Origin of the sequence: Planosporangium spinosum (assembly GCF_049999945.1) — a bacterium.
In the GTDB taxonomy this organism is placed as follows: Bacteria; Actinomycetota; Actinomycetes; order Mycobacteriales; family Micromonosporaceae; genus Planosporangium; species Planosporangium spinosum.
Window position 1 is genome coordinate 195,759 of sequence record NZ_JBLYUB010000001.1, and the last position, 20,931, is coordinate 216,689.

13 protein-coding genes and 1 pseudogene are annotated in these 20,931 nt (G+C 73.3%); 5 read left to right on the forward strand and 9 right to left on the reverse strand.

Annotated elements, in window-relative coordinates; all coding sequences use genetic code 11:
- Positions 1 to 437 precede the first annotated feature (437 nt).
- From ACNTMW_RS00910 to ACNTMW_RS00940, 7 genes and pseudogenes are all read right to left on the reverse strand, one after another.
- On the reverse strand, positions 438 to 3,728 hold the full coding sequence (locus ACNTMW_RS00910) for a LamG-like jellyroll fold domain-containing protein (protein ID WP_426631348.1): 3,291 nt from the start codon (positions 3,726 to 3,728) through the stop codon (positions 438 to 440).
- 31 nt (positions 3,729 to 3,759) lie between these two features.
- Positions 3,760 to 4,674, reverse strand: coding sequence for a LacI family DNA-binding transcriptional regulator (locus ACNTMW_RS00915; protein WP_426631719.1), 915 nt, complete (start codon positions 4,672 to 4,674; stop codon positions 3,760 to 3,762).
- Positions 4,660 to 4,797: pseudogene (locus tag ACNTMW_RS00920) on the reverse strand (LacI family DNA-binding transcriptional regulator); the annotation flags it as partial. The gene ACNTMW_RS00915 and the pseudogene ACNTMW_RS00920, both read right to left, overlap by 15 nt.
- 25 nt (positions 4,798 to 4,822) lie before the next feature.
- Positions 4,823 to 5,851: an ABC transporter permease gene (locus tag ACNTMW_RS00925; RefSeq protein WP_426631349.1), complete on the reverse strand. Its 1,029-nt coding sequence runs from the start codon at positions 5,849 to 5,851 to the stop codon at positions 4,823 to 4,825.
- Entirely contained in the window at positions 5,848 to 6,825 is a 978-nt protein-coding gene (locus ACNTMW_RS00930; RefSeq protein ID WP_426631350.1) for an ABC transporter permease, read from the reverse strand. The genes ACNTMW_RS00925 and ACNTMW_RS00930 overlap by 4 nt, the downstream gene beginning before the upstream one ends.
- On the reverse strand, positions 6,822 to 8,405 hold the full coding sequence (locus ACNTMW_RS00935; RefSeq protein WP_426631351.1) for a sugar ABC transporter ATP-binding protein: 1,584 nt from the start codon (positions 8,403 to 8,405) through the stop codon (positions 6,822 to 6,824). The genes ACNTMW_RS00930 and ACNTMW_RS00935 overlap by 4 nt, the downstream gene beginning before the upstream one ends.
- 89 nt (positions 8,406 to 8,494) lie before the next feature.
- Positions 8,495 to 9,574: an ABC transporter substrate-binding protein gene (locus ACNTMW_RS00940; protein WP_426631352.1), complete on the reverse strand. Its 1,080-nt coding sequence runs from the start codon at positions 9,572 to 9,574 to the stop codon at positions 8,495 to 8,497.
- A gap of 268 nt (positions 9,575 to 9,842) precedes the next feature.
- Here ACNTMW_RS00940 and ACNTMW_RS00945 point away from each other — a divergent pair, with 268 nt between their 5' ends.
- Positions 9,843 to 12,599, forward strand: coding sequence for an AbfB domain-containing protein (locus tag ACNTMW_RS00945; protein WP_426631353.1), 2,757 nt, complete (start codon positions 9,843 to 9,845; stop codon positions 12,597 to 12,599).
- 125 nt (positions 12,600 to 12,724) lie between these two features.
- On the opposite strand, the gene cspE is transcribed toward ACNTMW_RS00945, so the two are convergent.
- On the reverse strand, positions 12,725 to 12,928 hold the full coding sequence (gene cspE / locus ACNTMW_RS00950; protein WP_426631354.1) for a transcription antiterminator/RNA stability regulator CspE: 204 nt from the start codon (positions 12,926 to 12,928) through the stop codon (positions 12,725 to 12,727).
- Between the two features lie 474 nt (positions 12,929 to 13,402).
- Positions 13,403 to 13,780 (reverse strand): BlaI/MecI/CopY family transcriptional regulator, encoded by a 378-nt coding sequence (locus tag ACNTMW_RS00955; protein WP_426631355.1) that lies wholly within the window; start codon positions 13,778 to 13,780, stop codon positions 13,403 to 13,405.
- Between ACNTMW_RS00955 and ACNTMW_RS00960 the strand changes: the two genes are divergently transcribed.
- The 4 genes from ACNTMW_RS00960 (at position 13,779) to ACNTMW_RS00975 (ending at position 20,919) form a co-directional block, all read left to right on the forward strand.
- Positions 13,779 to 13,907, forward strand: coding sequence for a hypothetical protein (locus ACNTMW_RS00960; protein WP_426631356.1), 129 nt, complete (start codon positions 13,779 to 13,781; stop codon positions 13,905 to 13,907). The two genes, ACNTMW_RS00955 and ACNTMW_RS00960, sit on opposite strands and share 2 nt — an antisense overlap.
- A gap of 385 nt (positions 13,908 to 14,292) precedes the next feature.
- Positions 14,293 to 17,529: a type 2 lanthipeptide synthetase LanM family protein gene (locus ACNTMW_RS00965; protein WP_426631720.1), complete on the forward strand. Its 3,237-nt coding sequence runs from the start codon at positions 14,293 to 14,295 to the stop codon at positions 17,527 to 17,529.
- 65 nt (positions 17,530 to 17,594) lie between these two features.
- Positions 17,595 to 17,813 (forward strand): hypothetical protein, encoded by a 219-nt coding sequence (locus ACNTMW_RS00970; protein WP_426631357.1) that lies wholly within the window; start codon positions 17,595 to 17,597, stop codon positions 17,811 to 17,813.
- A gap of 178 nt (positions 17,814 to 17,991) precedes the next feature.
- Entirely contained in the window at positions 17,992 to 20,919 is a 2,928-nt protein-coding gene (locus ACNTMW_RS00975; RefSeq protein WP_426631358.1) for an ATP-binding protein, read from the forward strand.
- The last annotated feature ends 12 nt before the right edge of the window (positions 20,920 to 20,931 follow it).

A 20,931-nucleotide genomic window follows, 5' to 3' on the forward strand; every position in this document is an offset into this window, starting at 1 on the left:
CGTGCCGGCCCCGAACAGAACCGACGCGAGAACGGATACCGTGCTGATTGCTGCTTACGGTGGAGCTGACAGCTGCTCTGAGGGATTGCGCGGCCAGCGGCGGTCACCGGTGGAGCGCGTGCAGCGCCGACCACGGCGATGATCCGCTGCCACCTCCTGCTCCGGACGCGTGCGGGTCCGGTGTCCCCGACCCGTCACGGCGCTCAGCGTTGCCGCTGCATGACCTACCCCGTCGCGAGCGGCCAAACCAGCGCCGGGCCGGGTGATCGGCGCAGCGGTGACGATGGGCGGCGCCCGGGTGGTGCCGGTAGCGGCTGCCGCCGGCACCACCGTGGTGGTGGCCTGGCTCCACCAGGTCTGACCCGTCCACCGTGATCAGGGAGAGCCTGCGTTGTCGTTGCGCCACACCCTCCCTGATCACGGAGGCGCGCCCGGCGCTACGCGCCGGAGGCGTACAGCGTGGCGATCTCGGCGGCGGACAGCGCGCGGTCGAAGACGTGCACCTGGTCGAGCGCGCCGCCCCAGAAGTCCACCTGCCTGCCCTGGTACTGCGCGCGCCCGATGACGGTGTGCCCGCCCGCCGCGACGCCGGGACAGTGGGCCACCGTGCCGGCGAGCCCGCCGTCGACGTAGAGCCGCAGCTGGTTGTGCGGCGCGTCGCGGACCCCGACGAGGTGGTACCACCGCCCCGGTTCGGGCGCGGTCGGCGCCAGCGCCCGGACCCCGACCGCGCTGAACGCGAAGCGGTGGTCGGCGCCCGAGTACTGGAGGAAGAACGCGCTGCTGCCACCGTCGCTGTCCTGGCTCACCGCCGTGGCGAAGGCACCGCCCGGACTGTCGATCCGCACCCACGCCGACACGCTGTAGTCGCCGGTCGTGTCGAGGATGCTCGCGCCACTGTCGACCCACTGGTCGGTGCCGTTGAACCGCAGCGCGTCGCCGTCCCTGCCGGCGACCGGAGCCGGACCGTTGACCAGGGTCCCGTCATGGCCCCGGCCCGAAGCGTCCGGCGTCGTCCCGCCGGTCACCTGGTCGAGCGGCCAGTAGCCGACCCCGGTCAGGCCGGGCGTGCCGGGCGGCGGCGGGGGCGGGTTCGCGACGGTACCGGCCGCGGCGAGCACCGCGGCGTTGGCCGCCCGGACCCGGCCGGCGTCGACCTTCAGGACCCGCCGGTCGTACGTCATCAGCCCGTTGATCTCGCCTTCGACGTCGTACGGCTGGGTGTAGATCGACCCGGACAGCCCGCACCTGACACAGGACTCCAGGTCCTTGCTCAGCTGCACGTAGCGGTCGGTCAACCGCGTCGCGGTGTCCGTCATCTCGTAGGCGAAACCCCCGCCGAACCACATGTGCCCGGGGACCTTCAGGCCCAGGCCGCCGAACTCACCGTCGACGACCGCCCGGTGGTCGGTCGGTACGGGGTGCCCCGGTTCGGGGTAGTTGTGGTTGTCGTAGATGTCGCCGGCGTGCGGGTCGGGCAGCGATGCGCAGCAGTTCTGGCCGCTGTCGGCGTTGACCAGCCGGCTCGGGTCCCAGGTCTTGACCTGGTTGGCGATGCGCGCCGGGTCGTACTCGCCCCAGCCCTCGTTGAACGGCACCCACATGGTGATAGCGGGGTGGCTGCGGTGCTGGTCGATCATCGTGTGCAGTTCGGCCTCGAACTCCGCCCTGTCGGCGGCGGTGAGCGGGGTCCCCCGGTCCGGGTTCATCGCGGGCATGTCCTGCCAGACGAGGAGGCCGAGCTTGTCGGCCCAGTAGTACCAGCGCTCGGGCTCGACCTTGATGTGCTTGCGCACCGTGTTGAAGCCGAGCGCCTTCTGCTGCTGCAGGTCGAACTTCAGCGCGGCGTCGGTCGGCGCGGTGTACAGGCCGTCGGGCCAGAAGCCCTGGTCCAGGGTGCCGAGGTGATAGACGAACGTGCCGTTGAGCAGCATGTGCGGCTGACCGCCCGAGTCGCCGACCGACACCGAGCGCATCCCGAAGTAGCTGCCCACCGCGTCGACCGTCCGGCGGCCGTCCACGAGCCGGACCTTCAGGTCGTACAGGAAGGGCCGGTCCGGGCTCCACAGCTTCGGGTGCGGCACCGGCAGGGCCAGCGCGGCGCCGACCGGACCGGTGACCGAGCCGACCACCGTGTCACCGTCCCAGGCCGTCGCCTCGACCTTCTCGCCGGTCACCCCGGCCGCGCGCACGGTGAGTTCGAGGGTGTTGTCGGTCAGGTCGGGGGTCAGGTCGAGCCGGTCGATGTGGGCGGTCGGCACCGGCTCCATCCAGACCGTCTGCCAGATGCCCGACGACGGGGTGTACCAGATGCCGCTCGGGTCGCTGCGCTGCTTGCCGACGGGCTGGTTGTCCGGGCCGCTGGTACCGGGGTCGACCGCCTTGACCAGGAGCGTCTGCGGGCCGGTACCGGTGAGCGCGTCGGTGACGTCGACGTCGAAGCCGCTGTAACCGCCGGTGTGCGTGGCCACCTGTACGCCGTTGACCCACACGGTGGCCTGGTAGTCGACCGCGCCGAAGTGCAGCAGCAGCCGCTGGTCGCCGATCCGCCAGGCCGGCGGCACGGTGAAGGTGCGGCGGTACCACATGTGGTCGTCGTGCCGCTGGACGCCGGACAGCAGGGACTCCGGCGGGTACGGCACGAGGATCTTCCCGGACAGGTCACCCGTCGGCGGGGCCTGCGTGGCGGTGCCGGCCTGGTACTGCCACGTGCCGTTGAGGTTGCGCCAGGCGGCGCGGGTCAACTGCGGGCGCGGGTACTCCGGCAGCGCGTTCGCCGCCGAGACGTCCTTGGCCCACGGGGTGGTGAGCTGGTGCGCCGAGTCGTTCAGCGCGTACGTGTGGAAGGCCGCGACTCCCGCACCGCCGCCTCCGGTGATGCCGCCCTGGCCGTCGTAGGCCACCCGGATGGTGTTGCCGGCCTGGCGCGGGACCGGCTCGGCCAGGCGGAGCAGGACCGTCGCCGCGTTCTTCGGGTCCCGCGCGACCGACCGGACCGGCCAGCCGGTGCCGTTGACCGACAGCGTGACGTGCCCGGTCGCCGCCGCCGGTACCCGCCGCACCGGCTGGTCGAACGTCATCGCCACGCTGCCGCCGTCCCGGGAGACCGTCGCCGACAGCGGGCCGGGGTAGTCGAAGCCCGGCGGCAGGTACAGCGCCGAGTTCGGCACGATCTCCGTCGGCTGGCTCGGGCTCGACCAGCTCAGGTGCAGGTGGGAGCCGCCGATGTGCTCGAAGAACTCCACCGTCAGGTCGTACCGGTGCCCGGCCTGCAGCGCTACGGGCGAGCCCGTCTGTGGCCTGTCCCAGTCGTCGACCCAGTGGTCGATGACCGGCTGGTTGTCGACCCAGAGGCGGAAGCCGTTGTCGCCGACCATGGAGAACGTGTAGGGCTCGGAGTACCGCGGCTGGATCTGCCCGGTCCAGCGGACCGTGACGTTGTCGTGCTGCCCGGTGAGGCTGTCGAGCGCCGGCTCCAGGTCGGCGAAGTCGATTCCTGCGTCGACGACGGTCGCCTTGAGCGTCGTGAACTGGCCGTAGGTACCCGGAGCGCTGACGAAGTAGTCGCCGCGCAGCCCGTGCCGTTCGGGTGGCGCCGGTGCGGCGCCGGCGCCGCCCGCCGGCACGGCGACCGACGCCAGTACCAGCGCACCGACCGCGACGAGCGACGCCCACGGCCGCCGTCCGCGAACACCGTTGTCCTCGTGCCGGATCCGTCGTCTTCTCACCGGAGCCCTCCTTCACACGCCGGGAACCCTGTCATCGCGGTAGGTCGTCGGTTGCCGGGCGGCCGAGGGTGCTCTCCCGCGCGACCAGCGCGAACGGCACCCGCACCTCCTCGGGTTCGGGGGCGCGGCTGCCGTCCAGCCGGCCGATCAGGGCGGCCACGGCCCGCCGGCCGATGGCCGCCTTGTCCGGCGAGACGGTCGTCAACGTCGGGTTGCTGTACCGCCCCTCCTCGATGTCGTCGAAGCCGACCACGGCGACGTCGTCGGGCACGCGCACCCCCAGGTCGGCCGCGGCGCGCAGCGCGCCGATGGCGATGAGGTCGTTGTAGGCGAAGACGGCGTCGGGTGGCTCGGGCAGCGCCATGAGCCGCCGCAGGCCGCCTGAGCCGTCGGCCCGGCCGAACCGGTCGGTGGTCACCACCAGGCCCGGGTCGTACGCCAGCCCGGCGTCCCGCAGCGCCGCGCGGTACCCGCGCAGGCGCAGGTGGGCCGGCTCCCGGTTGGCGTCGGCCTGGGCGCCCACGAACGCGATCCGCCGCCGGCCGAGGTCGAGCAGGTGCCGCATCGCCTCGGTACTGGCGGCCACGTTGTCGATGGCGATGTGGTCGTACGGCACGTCGTACACCCGCTCCCCGACCAGTACCATCGGGGTCCGGCTGGTCCGCCGCAGCACGTCGGTGCGGTCGAGCTGGACCGGCGAGAGGATGAGCCCGTCGATGACCTGGGCCCGGAACCCCTGACTGACCAGCAGTTCCTTCTCCCGGTTGCCGTCGGTGTGGTCGAGCAGCACGGTGTAGCCGTGCAGCCCGGCCTCCCGGATCGCCGCGTCGGCCAGCTCGGCGAAGTACGCGTTGTTCAGTTCCGGGATGGCCAGCGCGATGATCCCGGTCCGGCCGTTGCGCAGGTGCCGCGCGGACAGGTTGGGGCTGTAGCCAAGTTCGTCGATCGCCTTGCGGACCCGTTCGCGGGTGGCCGCGGCGACCGGCCGGTATCCGTTGACCACGTTGGACACCGTCGCCACCGACACGCCCGCCCGCTTGGCGATGTCCTTGAGACTGACTCCCACCGGGCATTCCCTCCGAGTCGCCGGTTCGTCACCGGATCCGCTGGGCGCGGCCGAGACAGGTCTGCGCCACGACGACCACGATCAGGAACGCGCCGCTGACCACCGACTGGTACGAGGAGTCGAGCGAGCCGATCTGGTTGATCACGTTCTGGATGACGCCCAGCAGCAGGACGCCGCAGAGCGTCCCGCTGAGCGTGCCGGCGCCGCCGACCAGCAGCGTGCCGCCGATGACGACGGCGGCGATGGCGTCCAGTTCCAGGCCGACCCCGATGATCGTCACCCCCGATGACAGCCGGGCCGCGTTGAGCGCACCGGCAAGGCCGGCGAGCAGCCCGCTCAGCAGGTACACCGTGACCTTGACGCGGGCGACCGGCAGCCCCATCAGGGCGGCCGCGTCCTCACTGCCGCCGACCGCGTACACCGCCTGCCCGGTCCGGGTGTACCGCAGCAGCAGGCCGCCGAGGACGAACGCGGCGACCGCGAGGTACACCGGGTGGCCGAACCCGGCGAGGGTGCCCTGCCCGAGGTGCGCGAACGCGGAGCCCCTGGGTACCAGGAACGTGTTCGCACCCTCGTCCGTGATCGCCAGCAGCAGGCCGCGCGCGCCGAGCAGGCTCGCGAGGGTGACGATGAAGGCGGGCATCCGGGCCCTGGCCACGAGGAGCCCGTTGACCGCGCCGATCACACCGCACACCGTGAGCGGCAGCAGCAGCGCCGGCAGCAGGCCCCAGCGGGAGGCGTACGCGGCGAGCACGCCGCCCAGCGCGAAGACCGAGCCGACCGACAGGTCGATACCACCGCCGATGATCACGAAGGTCATCCCGAGCGCGACGATGGCCAGGAACGACGACTGGATGGCGACGTGGTGGGCGTTGTCGAGCGTGCCGAAGGCCGGGAACGCGCCCGTGGCCACGGCGGCCACGGTGACCAGTACCGCGAGCGCACCGTGCCGCTGCACGGCCGCCGCCCACCGTTCCGAGCGGCTCGCGGCGGCGGTCGTGGAAGCCGTTTCCCGGCGCGGGGCGGTCAGCACGGGGCGCGTCGTCGAGTCGGTCACCGCGCCCTCCGTTCCCGGGCCGCGTAGACCGCGACGAGGATGATCACGGCCTGCGCCATCTGCGCGCCCGAGTCGGGCAGGTCGTGCTTGATGAGGGTGGCGCGCACGAGCTGCATCAGCAGCGCGCCGAAGACCGTACCGAGCACCCTGATCCGGCCGCCGGTCAGCGGGGTGCCGCCGACGACCACGGCGGTGATCGCGGACAGTTCCATGAGATTGCCGAGTGCCGAGGGGTCACTGGCGGTGAGCCGGGCGGTGGCGAGCACTCCGGCGAACGCCGCGAACGCCCCGCAGACGATGTACGCGCCGAACAGCACCCGGCGTACCGGCAGGCCGGCGAGCTGGCTGGCCGCCCGGTTGCCGCCGACCGCCACGAGCTGGCGGCCGAACGTGGTGCGCCGCACCACGAACCCCACCGCGACCGCCAGCAGGCCGGCGACCAGCACGACCGCCGGCACCCCGAGCACGTCGTCGCCGCCGAGGGACAGCAGCGCCGGATTGTGGATCTGCTTGAGCTGCCCACCGGCGAACACCAGCGCGAGGCCGCGCCCACCGACGAACAGCGCGAGGGTCGCGACGATCGGCTGCAGCCCCACCACCGCGACGAGTGTCCCGTTGACCGCGCCGACCGCGACACCGGCGACGAGCGCCAGCGCGATCGCGGGTACGGCACCGTAGCCGAGGTACAGCGGCAGGACCGCCGCGGCGAGCGCCATCACCGAGCCGACCGACAGGTCCACCCCTTCGGTACCGATGACCATCGCCATCCCGAGCGCGACGATGACCACCGGTGCCACCTGGATGAGCTGGGTGCGCAGGTTGCCGATGGTGAGGAAGTGGTCGGTGAACGCGGCGTTGACCAGCAGCAGCACCGCGACGGCGCCGTAGACCCCGTGGGAGGACAGGTACCGGGCGGCACGCTGGCGGTCGAACGCCGGCGCGGCCGTGCCCGTGGCCGCGGTCACGTCGGTCATGCGGCACCTCCGGTGTGCTCGCGGGCCACGGCGCCGTCGCGGGCGACGACGGCGTCGCGGGCGACGACGGCGTCGTCGCCGGCCACCGCGGCCATGAGGTGGGATTCGCTGACGTCGTCGCCGGTGAGCTCGTCGACGATCGCGCCGGCGCGCAGCACCACGATCCGGTCGGCGCCCTCGACGAGTTCCTCCAGGTCGGAGGAGATGAGGACGACGGCCAGCCCCTCGGCGGCGAGGTCGTCGATGAGGTGCTGGACCTCAGCCTTGGCGCCGACGTCGATGCCCCGGGTCGGCTCGTCGAGCAGCAGGACCTTAGGGTTCAGGCACAGCCACCGGGCGAGCAGGACCTTCTGCTGGTTGCCGCCGGACAGCTGCGACACCTTCTGGTCGGGGCTGGCCGCCTTGATCCGCAGCCGCCGCATGAATGTCTCGACCACGCGGTCCTGCCGGGCCCGCGAGACCACGCCGGCGCGGGACAGCCGCGGCATCGCCGCGAGCACGATGTTCTCGCGCACCGACAGGTCGGGGATGATGCCCTCGGCCTTGCGGTCCTCGGGCAGCAGGCTGATGCCGGCCCGGACGGCCGCCGCGGGCGACAGCCGGCGCAGCGGCCGGCCGGCGACGGTCACCTCGCCGCGCTCGACCGGCAGCGCACCGACGATGGCCTTCGCGGTCTCCGACCGGCCGGACCCGAGCAGCCCGCCGAGTCCGGTGACCTCGCCGGGGCGCACGTCGAACGACACGCCCGCGAGCACGTGCCGCTTGGTCAGGTCGCGTACCCGCAGGACCGGCTCGCGCGCCGCGGCGGTGTGCGACTCGCCGAACCGGGTGAGCCCGTGCCGGCGGACCTCGGCGATGTCCCGGCCGAGCATCAGCGAGACCAGGTGCAGCCGGTCGAGGCCGGCGAGCGGGCCGGTGTGCACGACCCGGCCGTCGCGCAGCACCGTGACCCGGTCGCAGATGCGGTACAGCTCGTCGAGCCGGTGGCTGACGTAGCTGATCGCCACGCCCTGGTCGCGCAGGTCGTGTACGACCCGGAACAGGGTGTCCACCTCGCGGGGCTCCAGCGAGGAGGTCGGCTCGTCCATGATGACGACGCGCGCGTCGACCGACACGGCGCGCGCGAGCGCGACCATCTGCTGGGCGCCCAGGCCGAGCGACCGCAGCGGTGCCCGGACGTCGACATCGATGCCGTACCGCGACAGCAGCGCGGCGGCGTCGGCGTGCATCCGCCGGTGGTCGATGAGCCCGAACCGGCCACGGGGCTCGCGGCCGAGGTAGAGGTTGCTCGCCACGCTCATCCGGGGGACGAGGTTGACCTCCTGGTAGATCGTGGAGATCCCGGCCGCCTGGGCGTCCAGCGGGCGCCGGAAGGTCACCGGCCGGCCGGCGTACCGGATCTCGCCACCGTCCGGTGTGTACACCCCGGTCAGCAGTTTGATCAAAGTGGACTTTCCGGCGCCGTTCTCGCCTACCAGCGCGTGCGCCTCGCCGGGCGCGAGCGTGAACGACACGTCGTCGAGTGCCAGCACGCCCGGAAAGCGTTTGGAGACGCCGACCATCTCGGCGATCGGTCTCATGACGGCGCCTCGCTCCGCTCGCTCATGCGTTCCCCTCGGGGCCTGGCGGAGGCCGGCGGCACGGGAACGCCGCCGGCGACCGCGTCCGGTCAGTACGCTCCGGAGAGGGAGTCCTTGGCGTTGTCGCCGTCGTAGGCCCGGTCGGAGATGATGACGTTCTCCGGTACGGCCGCGCCGCCGTAGAACTGCTGGGCGGTGGAGAAGGCGAGCGGGCCGAAGCGCGGGTTCGACTCGATCACCGCGTTGATCGTGCCGTCCACGATGCCCTGGACGGCGTTGCGGGTACCGTCGATTGAAACGATCTTGACATCCTTGCCCGGGTTCTTGCCGGCCCCCTTGAGCGCGGTGACGGCGCCGAGCGCCATCTCGTCATTCTCGGCGTACACCGCGCTGATGTCGGGCCGGCTCTGGATCAACTGCTCCATGACCTGCTGGCCCTTGTCCCGGGCGAAGTCACCGGTCTGTTGGGCCACGATCTCCATGCCCGGCGCGCTCGCTTTGAGCTGGTCGACGAAGCCGTTGGTGCGGTCGGTGGTCACGTTGTTGCCCGAGGAGCCGAGCAGGATCGCGACCTTCCCCCTGCCGCCGGTCGCCTTGACGAGCGCGTCCGCGGCCCGCTTGCCCTGGTCGACGAAGTTCGAGCCCAGGAACGCGAGGTAGTCCTTGCACGCGGTGGCGTTGATCTTCCGGTCGATGGTGAGGACCGGGACCTTCTTGGCCGCGGCGGCCTGCAGTGCCGGTTGGAGGCCGTCGGAGTTCAGCGGCGCGACGATCAGGAACTGCGCGCCCTGGGCCAGCATGTCCTGGATGTCGCTGATCTGCTTGGCCAACTGCGACTGCGCGTTGGTGGTGAGCAGCTTCTTGACCCCGATCTTCGCCGCCTCGTCCTTGATGGACTGTGTCTCGGCGATCCGGAACGGGTTGGCCTCCTTCTCCGACTGGGAGAAGCCGACGACCGCGTCGGTGAGGTCCAGCTTCGGTGCCCCGTAGGCCTGGAGCGTGCAGCCGCCAGCGGCGCCCGCACTGGGCGTGGTGACCTGCTGCTGGGCGGCGTCGCCGCCGGTGGGCGTAGTGCTGTCCTCGCTCTTGGCGCAGGCGGCCAGCAGGATCGACGCGCCGGCCAGCAGCGCCGTCGCACCGCTGGCCAGCCTGCGGTGACGTGTGATCACGGGTTCCTCCTTCATGACGGGAGCACGGAGGTACCGGCCGGCGGGCCGGTCGGTGTGGGGGTGGGGAGAAACCGCACGGCGGGCGCGTGCTGACGAAACAAGGCCGACGGAAGGGTTTGACATTGACCCTTGCTGATCTATCGAGCTAGCTCTATAACGTTATACATGTCGCTGTTGGTTACGACAAGATTTCGTTTGGTGAATCCCCGGCGCCCCGCCCACGTGCGTTGACGCACCGGGTGCGGCCACCACTGAAGGAGGCACCCGCATGCCCCGACCCCGCCGTACCCTCCGCGCCGCCCTGGTCGCCGTGCTGGCCCTGGCCGCCGGGGGCCTCGCCGTACCGCAGGCCGCCCGGGCCGCCTTCGCACCCAAGACCCCGCCGCTGGTCACCCCCTGGACCAACCAGGTCTCGACCACCAACCCGCTGCCGGAGTACCCGCGCCCGCAGCTCACCCGCCCCGACTGGCAGAGCCTCAACGGCCAGTGGCAGTTCGCCCGGGCCACCTCGCTGACCACCCCGCCGGTCGGCCGGGACCTCGCCGAAACCGTCCTGGTGCCGTACCCGATCGAGTCGGCGCTGTCCGGCATCGCCCGGCACGAGACCGACATGTGGTACCGGCGCACCTTCACCGTCCCCGGTGGATGGTCCGGTCGCCGGATCCAGCTCAACGTCGGCGCGGTCACCTGGCAGGCCACCGTCTGGATCAACGGCCGTGCCATCGGCAGCCACACCGGCGGCTACGACGCGTTCTCGTTCGACATCACCGACGCCCTGCGCACCGGCAGCAACGAGATCATCGTCGGGGTGCACTCCCCTGTCGACGCCGCCGGCATCCCCCTCGGCAAGCAGCGCCTCAACCCCGGCGGCATCTTCTACACCGCCGCCAGCGGCATCTGGCAGACCGTGTGGCTGGAGCCGACCAACGCCGCGCACGTCACCCGGCTCGACCCCACCCCGGACGTCCCGGGTGGCGCCCTCGACCTGGTCGTGCAGGGCACCGGTACCGCCGGCGTGCACGCCGAGGTACTCACCGGCGGCCGGGTGGTCGGCTCGGGCGACGGCGCGCTCGGCCAGCACCTGCGGATACCCGTACCGGACACGCACCTGTGGAGCCCCGACGACCCGTTCCTGTACGACCTGCGGGTGACCCTGACCGGCGCGGGCGGCGGGGACACCGTCGGCGGGTACGTCGGGATGCGCTCGATCTCCAAGGCGGTCGTCGGCGGCGCACTGCGGCCGGTCCTCAACGGCCGGTTCGTCTTCCAGCTCGGCACCCTCGACCAGGGGTACTGGCCGGACGGAATCTACACCGCACCCACCGACGAGGCCCTGCGGTTCGACCTCCAGCAGCAGAAGAACCTCGGCTTCAACACGGTCCGCAAACACATCAAGGTCGAACCCGCCCGCTGGTTCTACTGGGCCGACCGGCTCGGACTGCTGGTGTGGCAGGACATGCCGTCGATGCGGACCGGCGTGACCCCCTCGGCCGCCGACCGGACGAACTTCGAGTCCGAACTGCACCGCATCGTCGACCAGCTCCGCGGCATCACCTCGATCGTGCAGTGGCAGCCGTTCAACGAGGGCTGGGGCGAGTACGACCCCGCCCGCATCGCCGACCTGGTGAAAAGCTGGGATCCCACCCGGTTGGTGGACAACAACTCCGGCTCCAACTGCTGCGGCTTCGACGGCGGCAACGGCGACGTGATCGATGACCACATCTACGTCGGGCCCGGTACGACCGCGCCGCCCACCGCGACCCGGGTCGCCGTGCTGGGCGAGTTCGGCGGGCTGGGCCTGCGCGTCGCCGGGCACGAGTGGTCACCGGGCAACGGTTTCGCGTACGAGATGGCACCCGACGCCGCGACGCTCACCGGCCGGTACGTCGAGGTCACCGACACGCTGCAGGGGCTGGTCCGCTCCCGCGGCCTGTCCGCGTCGATCTACACCCAACCGACGGACGTCGAGAACGAGGTCAACGGGCTGTGGACGTACGACCGGCAGCTCCTCAAGGTCAACGCCGCCCAGGTACGCGACGCGAACCTCGCGGTACGGGCCGCCGCCGACGGTCCGGGACGCGACGCGCTGGTGTCGCTCGGGGCGACCACGGCCTGCTGCACCGACCGGTACCTGCGGCACGCGGACGGCCTCGGCGTGACCTCGCCCGTGTCGGCCGCCAGCGACGACCTGACCAAGCGGGACGCGACGTTCCGGCTGCGCCCCGGTTTGGCGTCGGCCGACTGCTGGTCGTTCGAATCGCGCAACTACCCGGGGCGGTACCTGCGGCACAGCGGCTACCGAATCAGGCTGGACGCCGGCGACGGCAGCGCGCTGTTCGCCGCGGACGCGACGTTCTGCCCGCGGGCCGGGCACACCACCGCCGGGGTGTCCCTGGAGTCGTACAACCTCCCGGGGCGGTTCCTGCGCCACATCGACGCGACGGTGTACATCGCCGCCAACGGCGGCCCGAACCCCTGGGACGGCACCGCGTCCTGGGCCGCCGACACCACCTGGCAGGTGGCGCCGCCGTGGTGGCGCAGCGACGTGGACCTGACGACCGACGCCCCGGCGTCGCTGAAGGTGGTCACGCCCGGCTACCCCGACCGGTATCTGCGGCACTACAACAGCCTCGGTTACACCGAGGTGGTCACGGCCGGCAGTGACGCCACCCTGAAGGCCGACGCCACCTTCGTCGTCCGGCACGGGCTGGCCGACAGCAGTTGCTACTCGTTTGAGTCGCGCAACTATCCGGGGCAATACCTGCGGCACGCCGACTTCCGGGTCCGCAAGGACGCCGGTGACAGCTCGGCCCTGTTCGCCGCCGACGCCACGTTCTGCGCCCAGCCCGGCCGGTACGGCACCGGCGACGTGACGCTCGCCTCGTACAACATCGCCGCCCACCACCTGCGCCACTACGCGGCAGAGGTGTGGATCGCCGCGGCCGGCGGCCCCCACCGGGTCGACGCGGCGGCCAGCTACGACGCCGACACCACCTGGCACCCGGCGCCGGCCTGGGCACCCTGACCGCCCCGGAACGGCATCGAGCCCCGGGTCCGTGGTGACGGACCCGGGGCTCGGTCAGCTCAGAGCGGGCGGACCCGCTCGGTCAGCTCAGCTCAGAGCGGGCGGACCCGCTCGGTCAGCTCAGCTCAGAGCGGGCGGACCTGCTCGGCCTGCGGGCCCTTCTGGCCCTGCGTGATCTCGAACTCCACCCGCTGGTTCTCCTCCAGCGACCGGTAGCCGTTGGTCTGGATCGCGGAGAAGTGGACGAACACGTCGTCGCCGCCGTTGTCCTGGCTGATGAAGCCGAAGCCCTTCTCGGCGTTGAACCACTTCACGGTGCCTTGTGCCATTGCAAAACTCCTTGTCAGGCGAGGACCTGCGGGCGCAGGTCCGGAAGCCGTTGGTCTAGCGGCTCCACATCGCCCAACCTGCTGGCCACGCACGTGCGAAACCTAACCGGTCGGGATAAGGCGAACCACCTATCCAAATACCTCAGGCAGCCTACCAAGGATCTCGCCGAAGCACACACGTCCCGCCGAAGTACCGAACCGGACGACCGGCGCGGCCGGCGGGCTCCCGGCCCACCCGGTCCGGACGCCCGGCCCACCCTGTCCCGACGCCCGGCCCACCCTGTCCCGACGCCCGGCCCACCCGGTCCGGGACGGGTCGATCCGGACAAAGGAGGCACCGCGCGCGGCGGCGCGAAGACCGGCGTGTACGGTGAGCGGACCAGGCTCGGCGGACCCGTCGCGGCCCGGGCGGCGCCCGTAGGGCGCCACGGTGTTCGGGCCCCGCAAATCTGCCCTGTGCTGCGGGGCCCGACCTCACCGGCCGGTCTCGGCCGGCGCCCCCGTCAGCAGATCGATGAGGACCCGCTCGTCGTCGGGGGGCAGCATCGCGATGAACCGGGTCAGCACCGCCCGCCGGTCACCGCCGGTGTCCAGCAGGACCCGGATCCGGTCCGCCGCCAGTTCGGCCCGGTCGGCCGAGGTCGTGTACACGTATGCCCGGCCGACCCACGCCCGCCGGACCAGCCCCTGCTCGTGCAGTCGGCTCAGGACCGTCATCACCGTCGTCGCCATGACCGCCCGGCTGAGCCGCTCGCGTACCTGGTCGAGGGTGAGCGGCCGGTCGCCCGCCGTCAGCACCGCGACCACCTCGCGGTCGAGGTCGTCCTTGGTCGGGAAAGCCTGGTCCGACATGCGCGATCGTCTCCTTCGCACCCGGAGGGTCGTGGTCGGCGACCGGGAACAGGTGGCACACCGCCGGCCGCTGCGCCGCCGGGGCGCGATGCGACCGGGGCTCGCCGCACCGCGCGCCGTCGGCTGACTGCCAACCCTGCCGCCCGTACCGGCCACGCACCAGGGACTTAATCGACAATCAACGCACAACTAAGGGTGCCGCACAGCGGACCATCCGGGACGGCCCATCCGGAGCGGCATCCCGCTCCTGATCACAGCGGCACCCCGCTCATGATCACAGCGGCACCCCGCTCATGATCACAGCGGCACCCCGCTCATGATCGTGGAGGATTTTCCGCGTGCCAGGACGGAAAACCTTCCACGATCATGAGCCGTAGGCGGTCTGGCGGGACGGCGACCGACCGGCGACCGACCCGCGACCGACCCGCGACCGACCGGATCATGAAGAATGCGGGTAGTCGGCACCCATGCCTTCGGGCGCGGCGACTGACAGCCTGTACCACGTGGTTGACATGCTCCCGGCGCGGCCCGGCGGGACGCCGCTGGTCGGCTACTGGTGGGCGCCCGGCCTCACGCTCGCCGAGCGGCTCGCCGTCCCGCCGTCCGGGCGGTTCCCACTGCCGGACGGCCGTCCCGACGGGCCGCGCCGGTTTGCCGCCCGGGTGGCCGACCTCGGTCTCGACGAGGCGCACCTGCACCGCCTGCTCCGGGAGCCGCTGCCGGCGCTCGCGGCGCGCATGTCGAGGCCCGGCTGGGCGGCCGCCGCCGAGGAGCTGCTCGCCGCCGCGCCGTACCAGCGGATCGATCCGGCCCCGGACGGCGGGCGGTCCGGCGGTGACCATCACCCTCCGTCCGGTGGTCACCGCCCGCCGGACGGCGCCCACCGGCCACCGGACACCGACCGCCCGCCGGACACCGTCCCGGTCCTGGAATCGTTCTCCGCAGCCCTGCACCCGCTCGTGGCCGACGCCGCCGACCGGCTGGTCGCCCGGGTCGCCGGGGTACCGGAGACGGTGGTCGACCTGGCCGCCGTCCGCGCCGGCTTCGCCGTGCAGGTCGGTCACCGGCTGGCCCGCCTCGCCGCCCGGACACTGGTACTCGAGTTGCACACCGCGCGCACCGCCGGCCGGCTGCGCGGCGACGATGGTCGGCAGCGGTTCGCCGACTTCCTGCGGCAGACCGCGACCCGCCCTGGGCTGGCCGAGCTGTTCCGGACCTACCCGGTACTCGCGCGCCTGCTCGTGCAGGGCGCCCGGTACGCCGTGGACGCCCACGCCGAACTGCTGGCGCGCTACCGTACCGACCGGGCCGCCGTCGTGGCCGACCTGCTCGGCGGGGCCGACCCGGGCCCGCTGGTCGCGGCCGACAACGGCGCCGGCGATGCGCACGGCCGGGGCCGCTCGGTGGCGGTCCTGCGCTTCGCCGACGGCCGCGCCGTCGTCTACAAGCCCCGCCCGCTGACCCTGCACGTCCACTTCACCGAGCTGGTCCGATGGCTCGGGCAGCGGGTACCGGACCTCGCCCTGCGCACGGTCGCCACCCTGCCCCGCGACGGGTACGGCTGGCAGGAGTTCGTCCCGGCCCTGCCATGCCGCGACGCGGATGACGTGGAGCGCTTCTACCGTCGCCTCGGCGCGCTGCTCGCCCTGCTGTACGCGGTCGACGCCGCGGACATGCACTGCGAGAACATCATCGCCTGCGGCGACCAGCCGGTACCCGTCGACGTGGAGACGCTGTTCCACCCCAACCTGCCGCTGTCCGGCGCGCTCGGCCCGGACCCGGCGGCCGAGGCGCTGGCGTCGTCGGTGAGCCGCACCGCGCTGCTACCCCGCCCGATCGCCGGGGACGCCGGCGCGGCGGACCTGTCCGGGCTCGGCGGCGACGCCGGGGCGGCCCTGCCCGTACCGGTGGTCGCCTGGGACGCCGCGGCGACCGACGAGATGCGGCTGACCCGCCGCACCGGCAGGTTCGCCGGCGCCCGCAACCGCCCGACGCTCGACGGTGACCCGATCGACCCCGCCGACCACCGGGCGTCGCTGCTGTCGGGCTTCCGGGCCGGGTACCGGGCGATCGCCGCGGCGGCTGCGGACTTCGCCGACCTGCTCCGCGGCTGCGCCCGCGACGAGATCCGGATCGTGCTCCGCCCGACCCAGCTCTACCAGCAGGTACTCGACGAGTCGACGCATCCCGAAGTGCTGCGCGACGCGCTCGAGCGGGAACACCTCTTCGACGTGCTCTGGTCCTCGGTCCCCCATCCGGCGGCCAGTCGGCTGCTGCCGTACGAGACCGACGACCTGTGGGCCGGCGACGTACCACTGGTGACCGGCCGGCCGGGCTCGCGCGACCTGTGGACCGCCTCGGGTCAGCGGTTACCTGACATGCTCGATGTCGCACCGCTGACAGCCACTCTCGCGAAAGTCGGCAGGATGGGCGAGGTGGACCTGCGGGACCAGGAGTGGATCGTCAGCTCCGCGCTGGCGACCCGGCGCCCGGACGCCGGGCATGGGGGCGCGCCGGTCCTGCCGGGTCCGGTCGTGGCGACCGCGCCCGGCCCGGACCGGATGCTCGCCGCCGCCTGCGGGATCGGCGACCAGCTCGTCGCGCGGGCGCTCCGTGCCGGCGACCGGGCCAACTGGCTGAGCCTGGAACTGGTCGACGACCGGCAGTGGACCCTCCTGCCGATGGGCGCCGGCCTCGCCGAGGGGTACTGCGGCGTCGCGCTGTTCCTCGCCCAGCTCGCCCGCCTGAGCCGGGTCGACCGGTACGCCGAGCTGGCCCGCCAGGCGATGCGTCCGGTGCCGTTGCTGCTGGAGTTCCTCGCCGACCGTTCGGAGCTGGTCGACGCGGTCGGCTGCGGCGGCTTCCGCGGCCTCGGCGGCATCGCCTACGCGCTGGCCCGGTTCCACACGCTGACCGGCGACCCGGACATCCGGGAGTGCCTGCCGGCCGCGGTAGGCCTCGCGGCGGCCGCCGCGCACCGCGCCGGCCCGGCCGGCATCGCCACCGGCCTGGCCGGCTGCCTCGCGGCGATGTCCGCGGTGCACGCCGAGACCGGCCTCGATGCCGCCGCCGCGCTCGCGCGTACCTGCGCCGACCGCCTCGCCGGCCTGGTGGAGCGGGCCGGTGGCGTACCGGCCGGGCTGCCGGCCGGCTTCCTCGACGGTGCCGCGGGGGTCGGGTGGGCGCTGGCGCGGGCCGCCGCACGCGGTGACGACCGGTACCGCGACGCCGCGACCACGCTCCTGCACGGCCGGCCCGCCGCCTCCGGTGGCGCGCCCGACAGCACAGCCGTGCCCGTGGGCGGCAGGCCCGACGGCACCGTTCCGGTCGACGGCGGACTCGGCTGGTGCACGGGTGCGGCCGGCGCGCTGATGTCGCACGTGGACTGCGGCGAGGGCGCCGGGCCCGACTGCCCGGCCGGTGACGCCCGGCGGGTGGCTGCGCTCGAGGCCGCGCCGCTGCGCCACGACCTCAGCCTGTGCCATGGCGAGCTGGGTGCCGTCGAGGCGCTCACGGTACTGGCCGAGCGCGGTGACGAGGAGGCGGCGCGGGCGCAGCGGACCCGCGCCGGCCTGATCGCCGGGGCGCTCGACCGTTACGGCCCGCTGTGCGGCACGCCGGACGCCGTGCCCTCCCCCGGGCTGCTGACCGGCCTGGCCGGTATTGGGTACGGGCTGCTCCGGCTGGGTTTCCCCGCACAGGTCCCGTCGGTGCTGCTGCTGGCGCCGACCCCGAAGCCGCGACGGTAGGCGCCGACCGCCACCGCCGCCGTCCGAGATGGACAACCTGACACACCGTTCCAGGAGGAGTAGCGATGCAGGTAACCGAGCCCACTTCGACCGCGACGACCGGCGCCGGCGCCGGCGTGACCACGGACCACCCCGCCGGTGACATCCGGCTGCCGTCGGTGGGTACCTTCGGCGCCCGCGCGGCCGCGCTGGCCGGAACGGACCTGGGCGTGGGGTCGAGCCTGGCGGCGGGGGGCCTGCCGCCGGACACCTCCATCGCCACCATCAGCATCTCGTTGCTCTGACGACCACCGGTGGCCCGCCACGGCGACGGCGGGCCACCGGACCGACCACCACGGCGACGGCGGGCCACCCGATCGACCGCCATGGCGCATTCGGGCCACCCGACTGTCGCCGAATCGACAGTAGATTGCGTTATCTGCCGCCAGATGTATTCACGTCGTGGCACTAGCGTTACCGGGCATGCAGACGCGGGCGTCGGTTCTCGTTGGCCGTCACACCGAACTGAGCCGGTTGGACCGGGCACTGACCGCGGCCAGGCAGGGGCACGGCAGCGCGGTGTTCCTGGTCGGAGAGGCCGGGATCGGCAAGTCCCGGCTGGCCGCCGAGGTCGCCACCCGCGCGTTCGGGGTCCGGATGCGGCTGCTGCGCGGCCGGGGCAGCACGATCGGTCCGATGGTCCCGTTCCGCCCGCTGACCGAGGCGCTGCTGTCGCTGGTGCGGGGCGGCGACGCGCCGGACCCGGACGAGCTGGGCCCGTACGGCCCGGTCCTCGGGCGCCTGGTGCCCGACTGGAGCCGGGGCGAGCCACCCCCGGCGGGCGGCTCGCCCGTCCTGCTCGCCGAGGCGGTGCTGCGCCTGACCGGCGTGGTCGGTCGCCACGGCGGCTGCCTGATGACCCTCGACGACCTCCAGGACGCCGACGCCGAGACGCTCGCGGTCGTGGAGTACCTCGTCGACAACCTCGACCGGCAGCCCACCCTCCTGCTGGGTACCGTCCGGGCGGAGCCGAGCCCGGCGGTGGACCTCATCCGCTCGGCGGCGCAGCGCCGGGCGTGCGACCTGATCGAGCTGAGCCCGCTGGAGCGGGAGGAGCTGCGGCTGCTCGCGGCCTCCTATCTCGACGGCGCCCCCGACGGCGTGCCGGCCGCGGTGCTCGACCGCATCTGCGCCGACAGCGCCGGCAACCCCTTCGTGGTCGAGGAGCTGCTCAACGGCTTCATCAGCAACGGCGTCCTGGTCCCCGGCGCGGACGGCTGGCGGGTCACCCGCGAACTGCGCACCGAGGTGCCGACCACGGTGGCCCGCAGCGTCGCCCGGCGCGCCGACCTGCTCGGTCCGCAGGGCCGTACCCTGCTGTCGGCCGCCGCCGTCCTGGGGCGCCGGTTCCCGCTGCCGGTGGTGCAGTCGGTCACCGGACTCGATGACCGCAGCCTGCTCAGCCATCTGCACGCGGCTCTCGCCGCGCAGCTGGTGGTCCTCGACGACCAGGCACCGGACTGGTACGCCTTCCGGCATCCGCTCACCGCGGAGGCACTGCTGGCCGAGCTGACCGCGGCCGACCGCGCGGAGCTGGCCCGCCGTGCCGCGGACGCGGTCGAGCAGCGGTACCCGGGGATGCCCGGCGAGTGGCTGCAGCTCGCGGCGGCCCTGCGGCTCGACAGCGGCGCGCCGGCGGTCGCCGGCCGGTTGCTGGCCGAGGCCGGCCGGCGGGCGCTCGCCGCCGGGGCGGCCACCTCGGCCGTGACCCTGCTGGAGCGGGCCCGTGACCTGCTCGTGCACGACGACACCGGCGATGCCGCCGAGGTTCGCGCCGACGCGGTGGAGTCGTTGCTGTACGCGCTGGCCGAGGCCGGCCAGTTCGACCGGGCGGTGGCCTGCGTGGACTCCCTCGACGGGCAGGGCGGCCACGCGCTGGTCGCGCGGCGGCGGGCGGCCCTGCACACCAGGCTGGCCTGGGCGGCCGTGATCGCCGGCCGGTGGGCCGACGGCAGCGCCCAGATCCGGGCCGCGCGGCGGCTGCTCGGCCCGGACGCGCCCGCCGAACTGGTCGCGCCGGTCGATGCGGTGGCCGCTTACCATGCGGTCGAACAGCCCGGCCGCGACCGCCTGCACGTCGCCGAGTCGCTGGCCCGACGGGCGGCTGCCGTCGCGGACGCCGTGCCGCTGCCGGTCGTGTCGTGCCAGGCGTGGCAGCTCATCGGCACCCTTGCCCGCGGCCGCGACCTGGCCGAGGCCACCGCGTGCTTCGAACGGGTCCGGCTGATCGCCCAGGAACACACCCTCCCGCTCTGGCAACTGCACGCGCTGGTCCGGCTCGGCGGCAACGACGCCCTCGCCGACGACGACACCACCCGGCTGGAGCAGGCCCGGCAGGAGGCGTTGCGGGTCGGGTCGGTACCGGCGAGCTGTGACACCGAGGCGATCCTGGCCATGCAGTCGGTGCTGCGCGGCGAGTTCGCCGCCGCGACCGCCCAGATCGACCACTGCTGGACGACCGCCGAGCGGTTGCGGTTGACCGACATCGTGCAGTACCTGCTGCTGACCCGGGCCATGCTCGGCGCGCACCAGGGCCGGCGGCGGGAGATGGACCGGGCGCTGGCCGACTTCCGCCGCTGGGGCGGCAACCAGTCCCGGCACCAGCAGCTCGTGTTCGGCCTGTCCCGCACATTCTGCGCCCTGCTGGAGGAGGACCGGGCGCGCGCCCGCGACGAGCTCGACCGGGCCCTGGCGTGGGAGGCGGAGAACCCGTCGGTCTTCCACCTGACCGGGCGGCACGGCCTGCACCTGCTGCTGACGGTCCTGTGCCGGGAGGCGGGGCCGGCCGAGTACGCCGCGGTCACCGCCGGCCCGACGAGCCGGCTGCGCTGGAACCGGCAGTTCGCGCTGCTGGCCGGCGCGGTGCTGGCCGGCCGGGACGGGCGCGGCGACGAAGCGGTCGCGGCGGTCGCCGAGGCCGGGCGGGTCGGCGCACCGTTCCGGATGGCCCGCCACCTCGGCCTCCGGCTCGTCGCGCAGGCCGCGTGCGAGGACGGCTGGGGCGAGCCCACGGCGTGGCTGCAGGCGGCCGAGGGGTACTTCCACGACTGCGGGGTGGTACCGGTGGCGGCGGCGTGCCGGGCGCTGCTGCGCCAGGCCGGCGCCACGGTGCCGCAGCGGCGCGGCGGGTCCGACCGGATCCCCGCCGCGCTGCGCGCGCTCGGCGTGACCGTCCGGGAGTACGAGGTCTTCGAACTCCTGGTGGAGCGGCTGACCAACCGGGCGATCGCCGAACGCCTGCACATCTCCCCGCGTACCGTCGAAAAGCACGTGGCGAGCCTGATGGCCAAGACCGGCCAGCCCGACCGGCACGCGCTCAACGCGCACGCCTCCGCCACGCTGACCGGCTGACCGGCTGACCGG

Coding starts and splice junctions, on each gene's coding strand:
- ACNTMW_RS00930 (WP_426631350.1), bottom strand. CDS start 6,825: ATGACCGACGTGACCGCGGCCACGGGCACGGCCGCGCCGGCGTTCGAC.
- ACNTMW_RS00935 (WP_426631351.1), bottom strand. CDS start 8,405: ATGAGACCGATCGCCGAGATGGTCGGCGTCTCCAAACGCTTTCCGGGC.
- ACNTMW_RS00945 (WP_426631353.1), top strand. CDS start 9,843: ATGCCCCGACCCCGCCGTACCCTCCGCGCCGCCCTGGTCGCCGTGCTG.
- cspE (WP_426631354.1), bottom strand. CDS start 12,928: ATGGCACAAGGCACCGTGAAGTGGTTCAACGCCGAGAAGGGCTTCGGC.
- ACNTMW_RS00960 (WP_426631356.1), top strand. CDS start 13,779: ATGCGCGATCGTCTCCTTCGCACCCGGAGGGTCGTGGTCGGCGACCGG.
- ACNTMW_RS00955 (WP_426631355.1), bottom strand. CDS start 13,780: ATGTCGGACCAGGCTTTCCCGACCAAGGACGACCTCGACCGCGAGGTG.
- ACNTMW_RS00965 (WP_426631720.1), top strand. CDS start 14,293: ATGCTCCCGGCGCGGCCCGGCGGGACGCCGCTGGTCGGCTACTGGTGG.
- ACNTMW_RS00970 (WP_426631357.1), top strand. CDS start 17,595: ATGCAGGTAACCGAGCCCACTTCGACCGCGACGACCGGCGCCGGCGCC.
- ACNTMW_RS00975 (WP_426631358.1), top strand. CDS start 17,992: ATGCAGACGCGGGCGTCGGTTCTCGTTGGCCGTCACACCGAACTGAGC.